8 protein-coding genes and 4 tRNA genes are annotated in these 8,290 nt (G+C 40.8%); all 12 read left to right on the top strand.

The window, feature by feature from the left end; all coding sequences use genetic code 11:
- The first annotated feature begins 120 nt into the window (after positions 1 to 120).
- Complete coding sequence (locus CDG59_RS10105) at positions 121 to 447, top strand: H-NS family nucleoid-associated regulatory protein (RefSeq protein WP_005163077.1); 327 nt, start codon at positions 121 to 123, stop codon at positions 445 to 447.
- A 178-nt stretch (positions 448 to 625) separates the two neighbouring features.
- Entirely contained in the window at positions 626 to 1,369 is a 744-nt protein-coding gene (gspN, locus tag CDG59_RS10110; RefSeq protein ID WP_005218647.1) for a type II secretion system protein N, read from the top strand.
- Positions 1,369 to 2,205, top strand: coding sequence for a type II secretion system protein N (locus tag CDG59_RS10115; RefSeq protein WP_087545171.1), 837 nt, complete (start codon positions 1,369 to 1,371; stop codon positions 2,203 to 2,205). The genes gspN and CDG59_RS10115 overlap by 1 nt, the downstream gene beginning before the upstream one ends.
- A 41-nt stretch (positions 2,206 to 2,246) precedes the next feature.
- Positions 2,247 to 4,505, top strand: a complete 2,259-nt coding sequence (gspD, locus tag CDG59_RS10120; protein ID WP_087545172.1) for a type II secretion system secretin GspD — start codon at positions 2,247 to 2,249, stop codon at positions 4,503 to 4,505.
- A gap of 64 nt (positions 4,506 to 4,569) precedes the next feature.
- Entirely contained in the window at positions 4,570 to 5,193 is a 624-nt protein-coding gene (locus CDG59_RS10125; RefSeq protein ID WP_087545174.1) for an FHA domain-containing protein, read from the top strand.
- A gap of 69 nt (positions 5,194 to 5,262) precedes the next feature.
- Positions 5,263 to 5,955 (top strand): phosphoglycolate phosphatase, encoded by a 693-nt coding sequence (locus CDG59_RS10130; RefSeq protein ID WP_087545175.1) that lies wholly within the window; start codon positions 5,263 to 5,265, stop codon positions 5,953 to 5,955.
- Between the two features lie 82 nt (positions 5,956 to 6,037).
- Positions 6,038 to 7,531, top strand: a complete 1,494-nt coding sequence (gene trpE / locus CDG59_RS10135; RefSeq protein ID WP_005163064.1) for an anthranilate synthase component I — start codon at positions 6,038 to 6,040, stop codon at positions 7,529 to 7,531.
- A gap of 99 nt (positions 7,532 to 7,630) precedes the next feature.
- A tRNA-Thr gene (locus CDG59_RS10140) sits at positions 7,631 to 7,706 on the top strand.
- 52 nt (positions 7,707 to 7,758) lie between these two features.
- A tRNA-Tyr gene (locus CDG59_RS10145) sits at positions 7,759 to 7,842 on the top strand.
- Positions 7,843 to 7,875: 33 nt separating this feature from the next.
- Positions 7,876 to 7,951: transfer RNA gene (locus CDG59_RS10150), tRNA-Gly, on the top strand.
- 11 nt (positions 7,952 to 7,962) lie between these two features.
- Positions 7,963 to 8,037: transfer RNA gene (locus CDG59_RS10155), tRNA-Thr, on the top strand.
- 164 nt (positions 8,038 to 8,201) lie between these two features.
- On the top strand, positions 8,202 to 8,290 hold an 89-nt coding region (locus CDG59_RS10160), incomplete at its 3' end, for a GTP-binding protein (protein ID WP_072292276.1).

The following is an 8,290-nucleotide window of genomic DNA, read 5'->3' on the forward strand; positions in this document are numbered from 1 at the left end:
TGATTAAGTTGACTAATTTAATATTGATTATTTAATTGTATATAAATTACTATGGAAATAGAATTTTTGAATTCTTTTTTATTTTGAGTGATATATTTCTTTTGAGTTGGAGTGGTTCTAATGAAACCAGATATTAGTGATTTATCTGTAGAAGACTTAAAACGTTTACAGGTAGAAGCGGAAGCTTTAATCGCAAGCAAAAAAGATCAAGCAATTGAAGATGCTTATAATGAAATTATTGCAATAGCTGAAGCAGTTGGTTTTAGTGTTGAAGAGTTATTAGAGTTAGGTGAGCAAAAGCGTAAGAAGACAACGCGCAAAGCAGTAGAACCACGCTACCGTAATAAAAATAATACAGAAGAAACTTGGACTGGTCGTGGTAAACAGCCACGTTGGTTAGTTGCTGAATTAGAGAAAGGCGCAAAACTTGAAGATTTTCTAATCTAAGCAAGTTTTACTCGTCATTGTTCTGTCATACGATGATTCTATGCTTCATTAAAGCCAAGCTTAAAAAGCTTGGTTTTTTTATATGAGAGAATTGGCGATGTTGAAAAAGTATGCATAATGTCATTCAGGGGCTAGTGTCTCTAAAAGGATGATAATTTGTGCATTTGGTAAGGGTGGAATGAAGAAAAATACCAAACAATGGAAGTGGTGGGTTTTCGCCATTTTTGCATTTTTAATTTTTATTATTTTACAAATTCCAGCAACATGGTTAATTGCGAAATTTTCTAAAGATAATCAAATCTTACATAATGTTAGCGGCAATATTTGGCAGGGACAAGCGGATTGGCAAAAAGGTCAGTTACGTGGTTCTGTACATTGGAAAACCCGCCCTTTAGATTTATTAATGTTGCGTCTTGGCGCAAATCTCGATATTCACAGTGGGAACACCCAATTTAATGGTATTTTTGGTTACGGTTTAGGTCAAAAGATTTTGATCAAAGATTTGCAAGGTGAAATTGCACCTGAGACTTTAAAGTATTTTGCCAATTGGCAGTGGCCTGAGAATTCAATTCAACTTAAAGATGTACAGTTTAATTATCAAAAAGAAAAAGGTTTTACTGCAACTGAAGGTAAATTGCACTGGGGTGGTGGTGAATTGAATTATACCTTTGGTCAACGCCAAGATCGTATGAATATGCCTTCATTGACTGCGGAAATGAAAGATGAAAATGGACAATTGCAAATAGATGTTCGGGATCAGCAAAGTCAGAAAATGGCGAATCTAAGTTTAGACCCGAATCTTATGCTCGATGTTCAGTTGACACAGCGGATGTTATTAAATGTACCATCTTATCAAGGTAAAGCGGGACTCGACACTTACGTGATTAGTTCTCGCCAACCATTGTTGCAAGGTGGTTTTTAATGAAAACAATAGCACAAAAACTACAGCAGTTTCGTTGGCAGCAATTCGATAAAACAAGTGCTTTTATCCTAGCTTTACTCATTTTATGGTTGTGTTGGAAGTTAGCTTCTTTATTCTGGTTGGTTGTGGCTCCACCTCAGCCGATGCAGTTTGATCGTGTTGCATTGGGTTCACAACAGGCGCAAGTTCCTAATATTAGTTCTTTTGCACTATTTAATGAACCTGCTACTACGACAGCACAAGATAATTTCAATGTGGAGTTGCAGGGCGTATTGTTGGGTTATCCAAGCTATTTGTCATCGGCGGTTATTAAATTAAACGATACTGCTGAACGTTATCGTGTTGGTGAAACCATCGGTTCAACTTCCTATCAACTGGCGGAAGTGTATTGGGATCATGTCATTCTGAAGCAGGATAATGGTGCAACACGAGAAGTTAAATTTAAGGGTTTAGATAATGGTTTATACCAGCCAATTGCCCCTGTATTAAACCCTCAAGCTGCAACACCTCAAACATCTGCGCCTGCTCAAAACTCATCACAATCTGCGCTGGGACAAGCGATCCAACAAATGCAGGAAAATCGTGAGCAGTATTTAAAAAATATGGGAGTGAGTGGTGGTGGTTCAGACGGTTACGAAATCTCAGATCGAACACCAACGAATTTAAAAAATACCTTGGGTTTGCGGTCTGGTGATCGTATTCTATCGATCAACGGTCAGACAGTCGGGCAGGGTCTTAGCGAAGTGCAATTATTAGAGCAAGTACGTCGTGAAGGACATGCCAAAATAGAAATAAAACGTGGTGATCAAGTGATGACCATACAACAAAGTTTTTAGTGATAACACGTCATCACATTAGTTAGGAATAAGTGCAGGTTATGGCTTTCTTGAATCATCAACGTCCACTTTGGGCATTACTTGCTGCCGCGCCTTTGGTTGCGACCATCAGTACCAATGTGCAAGCACAAACATGGAAGATTAATCTACGTGATGCGGATTTAACAGCATTTATTAATGAAGTCGCTGATATTACGGGTAAGAACTTTGCAGTTGATCCTCGTGTGCGCGGGAACGTTACTGTTATTTCCAATAAACCTCTCAATAAAGATGAGGTCTATGACCTATTTTTAGGCGTGTTGAATGTTAATGGTGTGGTTGCACTTCCATCAGGTAATACGGTCAAGTTAGTTCCTGACAGCAATGCTAAAAACTCAGGAATTCCTTACGATGCTCGAAGTCGTGCAGGTGGGGATCAAATTGTTACTCGTGTCATTTGGTTGCAAAACACGAACCCAAATGATTTGATTCCTGCGTTACGACCATTGATGCCGCAATTTGCACATTTGGCTGCTGTGGCTGGCACCAATGCTTTGATCGTTTCAGATCGTGCGACGAATATTTATCAACTTGAAAATATTATTCGTAATTTGGATGGTACAGGGCAAAATGATATTGAAGCGATCAGTTTGCAATCAAGTCAGGCTGAAGAAGTTATTGGTTTGCTCGAAACCATGAGTGCAACAGGTGCCTCGAAAGATTTTATTGGTTCGCGTGTGCGAATTATTGCAGATAATCGAACCAATCGTATTTTAATTAAGGGTGATCCTGATTCACGCAAACGTTTACGCCAGATGATTGAAATGCTCGATGTTCCATCGGCAGATCGCTTGGGTGGTTTGAAAGTATTCCGTTTAAAATATGCGAGTGCCAAGAACTTAGCTGAAATTCTACAAGGTTTAGTCACAGGGCAGTCAGTTTCGTCCTCATCAAATTCTAGTGCTAGTAAATCGAACTCAATTAGCAATCTAGTTTCAAATAACCAAAATTCAGGTTCATCGACGGGAACTTCAACTTCTTCAATTTCCACGCCGTCAATTAATCTTAACAATAGCAGTAATAATAGCCAAAATAGTGGTGTTACAAGCTTTAATAGTGCTGGTGTGAGTATTATTGCAGATAGCACTCAAAATGCTTTGGTTGTTAAAGCTGATCCGCAATTGATGCGTGAAATTGAGGCAGCCATTCAGCAATTAGATACTCGACGTCAGCAAGTCTTGATCGAGGCTGCTATTATTGAAATTGTAGGTAGTGATGCTGATCAACTTGGTGTCCAATGGGCTTTAGGTGATCTCAATAGCGGTGTTGGATTAATTAACTTTTCGAATGTTGGCTCTAGTATTTCTAAGCTCGCAGCAGGTTATCTAACAGGTGGGGCGGCTGGCGTTGGTTCAGCACTTGGTACAGGTTCATCCATTATTCTGGGTGACTACAAAGAAGGTGCGAATGGCTCTCGTAAATTATATGGTGCTCTCATCCAAGCGCTAAAAGAAAATAAAAAATCAAATTTATTGTCTACACCATCCATCGTGACTATGGATAATGAAGAAGCGTATATCGTCGTAGGGCAGAATGTTCCATTTGTAACAGGGTCAGTTGCGACGACTGGAAACAGTACGGTGAATCCTTACACAACTGTTGAGCGTAAAGATGTGGGTGTTACTTTAAAGGTGATCCCTCATATCGGTGAAGGTGGTTCTGTTCGACTTGAAGTGGAGCAAGAAGTTTCAAACGTTGAAAATAGTAAGGGTCAGGCTGCTGACTTGGTGACAAGTAAACGAGCGATTAAAACTTCAGTCCTCGCAGATCATGGACAAACAGTCGTGTTAGGTGGCTTGGTTACCGATCAGACTGATGTTAGTCGTCAAAGTTTGCCTGTTCTTGGGGATATTCCTTATCTTGGTCGTTTGTTCCGTTCAGATAGTCGTGGCAATGAAAAACGTAATTTACTTGTATTTATCCATCCAACCATAGTGGGTGATGCTGAGGATGTGCAACGTATATCTCAACAACGTTATAACCAGCTATACAGTCTCCAATTGTCTATGGATAAAAATGGTAATTTTGCAAAATTACCTGAAAATGTTGCGGATATTTATCGCCCACAACCTGCGGTAAGTAGCTCACCATACCAAAAAGTTCCAACAACAACACAAAAAGAGGCTGTGGTTATCACAAAGCCTGTCGTTGTAGTTGAGCCTCAAATACAACGAAAAACGGTGCAGCTTCCAGCCAAAGCAACTGAACGCAGTAAACATACAGTGACAACCACGACGACTCGTCCTGCGTCTTCACAGTAGATGCACAGAAGCGCTTATGTCACAATGTTATGATTGAAAGAAATTATGATAAGGATAAACATCTATGACTTGGAAATTACAAGCCATTACAGGTGAATTTACAGGGCAAGAGATTAGTATTGAGCGTGACATGCTGGTGGGGCGGGATCAGGACGCTGAAATTTTGTTGCAGCTCAAGGATATTTCACGAAAACATGCTGCATTACTGTTTAGAGATGACCATGTTTGGGTAAAAGATTTAAAGTCTACAAATGGAACATTTGTGAATGGTGAGCGTGTTGAGCAGGAACAGGAAATAGAATTGCATGATGGGGATATGCTCCAGTTTGCCAGTTTTATATTTATGATTCTTGCTCCTGAGCGTTATAAGGCTGATTTACCTGAAATTGAAGTTGAGCCAGTAGCGGCAACGAATCACGATGCGGGTATGCCAACGCTTGCAGAGCGAGCTGCGGAGACTTCGATTAATCGAGATGGTATGCCACAACAAGTTGGAATTCCAAAACCAGCACCAATTCCTGAAGGTATTGATGTTCATGCTGCTGCTGAACAGCAGCCGATTGCGATTGAAGAACCTATTTCTCGTGTTCAACAAGAAATTGAACAGCAAAAAAATGCATCGATTGGTTTAATTTCAATTGTTGTACTCATCATTTTAGCTGTGATTGCTTGGTTATTCTTTAAATAATTATATTAACCTTTTACAATCAAGGCATGCCCATATGGGCGTGCCTTTTTATTTCTTGAGTCGAAATCTATGTCTGTTGCTCAGTTACAACAACGAAGTTTAATTTTATTTGATTTAGATGGGACGCTTGTGGACTCGGCGGCTGATTTATATCGAGCAATGAATCTAAGTTTGGAAAAACTGGCATTACCATTGGTAACAGAGGTGCAGATTCGAGCTTGGGTAGGCAAAGGTGCGGCTAAACTATGTGAGACTGTCTTGGAGCATTTGTTTGGGCAGATTGATGCCCAGCAGCAGAAGCAATTGCTTGATACTTTTGTTGAGATTTATGAACAAGAATTATGTGTAAACACCAAAGTATATGAAGGTGTTTTACCATTTTTGGATTACTGCCAACAGCATAATATTACGATGGCTTGCGTAACTAACAAACCAGAGCATTTAGCGCAAGGTATCCTCGATATTTTGCAGTTAAGCCCATATTTTAAGATGGTGGTTGGTGGTGATAGTTTAGCTGAACGTAAACCTCACCCTTTGCCTTTTTTACACTGTATGCAGCAACAAAATATTACAGCCTCGCAAACTTTGATGATCGGTGATTCGAGTAATGATGTGGAAGCCGCTAGACGTGCAGGTATTGATTGTATTGTGGTCAGCTATGGCTATAATCATGGGGAAAGTATCTATGACTGTCAGCCACAGCAAGTGGTCGATAGTTTGGCAGAATTGATAGAAGATGATTTAGTCAGGAGACAAGCATGAGGTTTGTTATGGTTTTTCGATGGCGGGCTTGAGAAGGCACTACAGAAAAAACGCACAGAAATTAAAACCATAGAGAAGATTCATGACGACCTTAGTACAATTTGAGCAATTAAAATCAGCAGGCTATAACACCATTCCTGTGTATCGCCAACGTTTAGCCGATACAGAAACCCCACTTTCTGTTTTTGCACGTTTTAAAGAACAAAAACAAGCTTATCTCTTTGAGTCTGTTGAAGGGGGTGAGAATTGGGCGCGCTATTCAATGATTGGTTTAGGGGAGTCGATTGTTTTTTCCTGTAATGCAGGTGTATTGACCATTCAGCAAGCTGATGGCTCGCTTCGTCAGCAAGACTGCGCTGATCCATTTCAGTATATCCGTGATTTTCAAAGTCAATTTAAAGTGCCAACCCAAGTTGAATTGCCTGAGTTACCAAGTTTTACTGGTGGCTTGGTTGGGTATTTGGGGTATGACGCGGTACGTTATATCGAACCAAAACTTAGAAACGTTCCCACGGCTGATCCTGTGACGTTGCCAGATCTTTGGTTAATGTTGTCTCAAACCGTGATTGTGTTTGATAATTTAAAGGACACTTTGTTTTTAATTCATCACGCAGATTCGAGTCAGCCTGATGCCTATAAGACGGCTCAGCAGAAGTTGGATCAACTTGAACAGTTGCTCGCTACGCCTGTCAGCTTACAAGCGAAACCTCATACTGCGCCACATTTCGAATCCATTACGGGTAAAGAAAAGTTTCTAGAAACCGTTGAGAAAGTAAAAGAGTATATCCGTGCAGGCGATGTGATGCAGGTTGTGCCTGGTCAACGTATGGTGTCTGACTTTGATGGTGAGGCTTTACAAGTTTATCGTGCATTACGCCATCTCAATCCATCGCCGTATTTATTTCTGGTGCAAGGACAAACGCTCACAGATCAAAAGCCATTTCATATCGTGGGTTCTTCGCCAGAAATTCTTTCACGCTTAGAAAATGGTATTGCAACAGTACGTCCTTTGGCTGGAACACGACCACGTGGTAAAACCAAGGAAGAAGATCTTGCCTTGGAACAAGATTTACTCGCAGATGAAAAAGAGATTGCTGAGCATCTCATGCTAATCGATTTGGGTCGCAATGATGTTGGTCGCGTTTCTAAAATTGGTAAAGTGCAAGTGACTGATCGTATGGTGATTGAGCGTTATTCTCACGTCATGCATATCGTGTCTAATGTGCAGGGTGAAGTACGTGATGACGTGGATGCTTTAGATGTGTTTAAAGCAACCTTTCCTGCTGGAACCCTTTCAGGCGCGCCAAAAATCCGCGCTATGGAAATTATTGATGAAGTAGAGCCAGTTAAACGTGGTGTATTTGGTGGTGCTGTAGGTTATTTAGGCTGGCATGGTGAAATGGACATGTCGATTGCGATTCGTACCTGTGTGATTCGTGATAAAAAGGTCTATGTACAGGCAGGGGCAGGCTTAGTTGCAGACTCAAACCCTGAATCAGAGTGGAATGAAACCCAAATAAAAGCTCGCGCAGTGATCAAAGCGGTTGAATTATCATCAAACGGATTGATTTTATGAGTTTTTAACGGTTTTTTTGAAAAAACCACTTGCATCGATTCAGAGTTTTGCTAAACTGCACACCGTTCCGATACGAAACGTACGAAACACTAAGAAAGAGCCGGCATAGCTCAGTTGGTAGAGCAACTGACTTGTAATCAGTAGGTCCACAGTTCGAATCCGTGTGCCGGCACCATCTTAAAGTGCGGTAGTATAGCGTAAAGAACAGCACTGTGTAAGTGTGATATGGTGAGATTCCCGAGCGGCCAAAGGGGGCAGACTGTAACTCTGCTACGAAAGTTTCGAAGGTTCGAATCCTTCTCTCACCACCATCTAACTTCGATTGAAGTGGTAAGTACCAACATGCGGGAGTAACTCAGTTGGTAGAGTGGCAGCCTTCCAAGCTGCATGTCGCGAGTTCGATCCTCGTCTCCCGCTCCATCGAAGATGTCGCTCTTATAGCTCAGTGGTAGAGCACTCCCTTGGTAAGGGAGAGGTCTCGAGTTCAAATCTCGATAAGAGCTCCAGATATACAGCTTAGTAGAATTTCTACAAAATTTTTAAAGAAGCAGACTATTATAGTCTGCTTTTCAAGTATTGGGTGTCTAGTTTTTTAGGCGAATGTCGATAAAGAAAGTTTTTCAGGGTTGTTTTTCTCTAAACTGGTGTCGACGTAAACGAGGAAAATCAAATGGCTAAGGCTAAGTTTGAACGTAATAAACCACACGTAAACGTGGGTACAATTGGTCACGTTGACCATGGTAAAACAACTTTAACTGC

It is taken from the genome of Acinetobacter sp. WCHA29 (assembly GCF_002165335.1).
GTDB lineage: Bacteria > Pseudomonadota > Gammaproteobacteria > Pseudomonadales > Moraxellaceae > Acinetobacter.

Bases quoted from the DNA above. Each gene is read 5' to 3' on its own strand.
- CDG59_RS10115 (WP_087545171.1), top strand. From the start codon at position 1,369: ATGAAAACAATAGCACAAAAACTACAGCAGTTTCGTTGGCAGCAATTC.
- CDG59_RS10130 (WP_087545175.1), top strand. From the start codon at position 5,263: ATGTCTGTTGCTCAGTTACAACAACGAAGTTTAATTTTATTTGATTTA.
- gspD (WP_087545172.1), top strand. From the start codon at position 2,247: ATGGCTTTCTTGAATCATCAACGTCCACTTTGGGCATTACTTGCTGCC.
- gspN (WP_005218647.1), top strand. From the start codon at position 626: ATGAAGAAAAATACCAAACAATGGAAGTGGTGGGTTTTCGCCATTTTT.
- CDG59_RS10105 (WP_005163077.1), top strand. From the start codon at position 121: ATGAAACCAGATATTAGTGATTTATCTGTAGAAGACTTAAAACGTTTA.
- CDG59_RS10125 (WP_087545174.1), top strand. From the start codon at position 4,570: ATGACTTGGAAATTACAAGCCATTACAGGTGAATTTACAGGGCAAGAG.
- trpE (WP_005163064.1), top strand. From the start codon at position 6,038: ATGACGACCTTAGTACAATTTGAGCAATTAAAATCAGCAGGCTATAAC.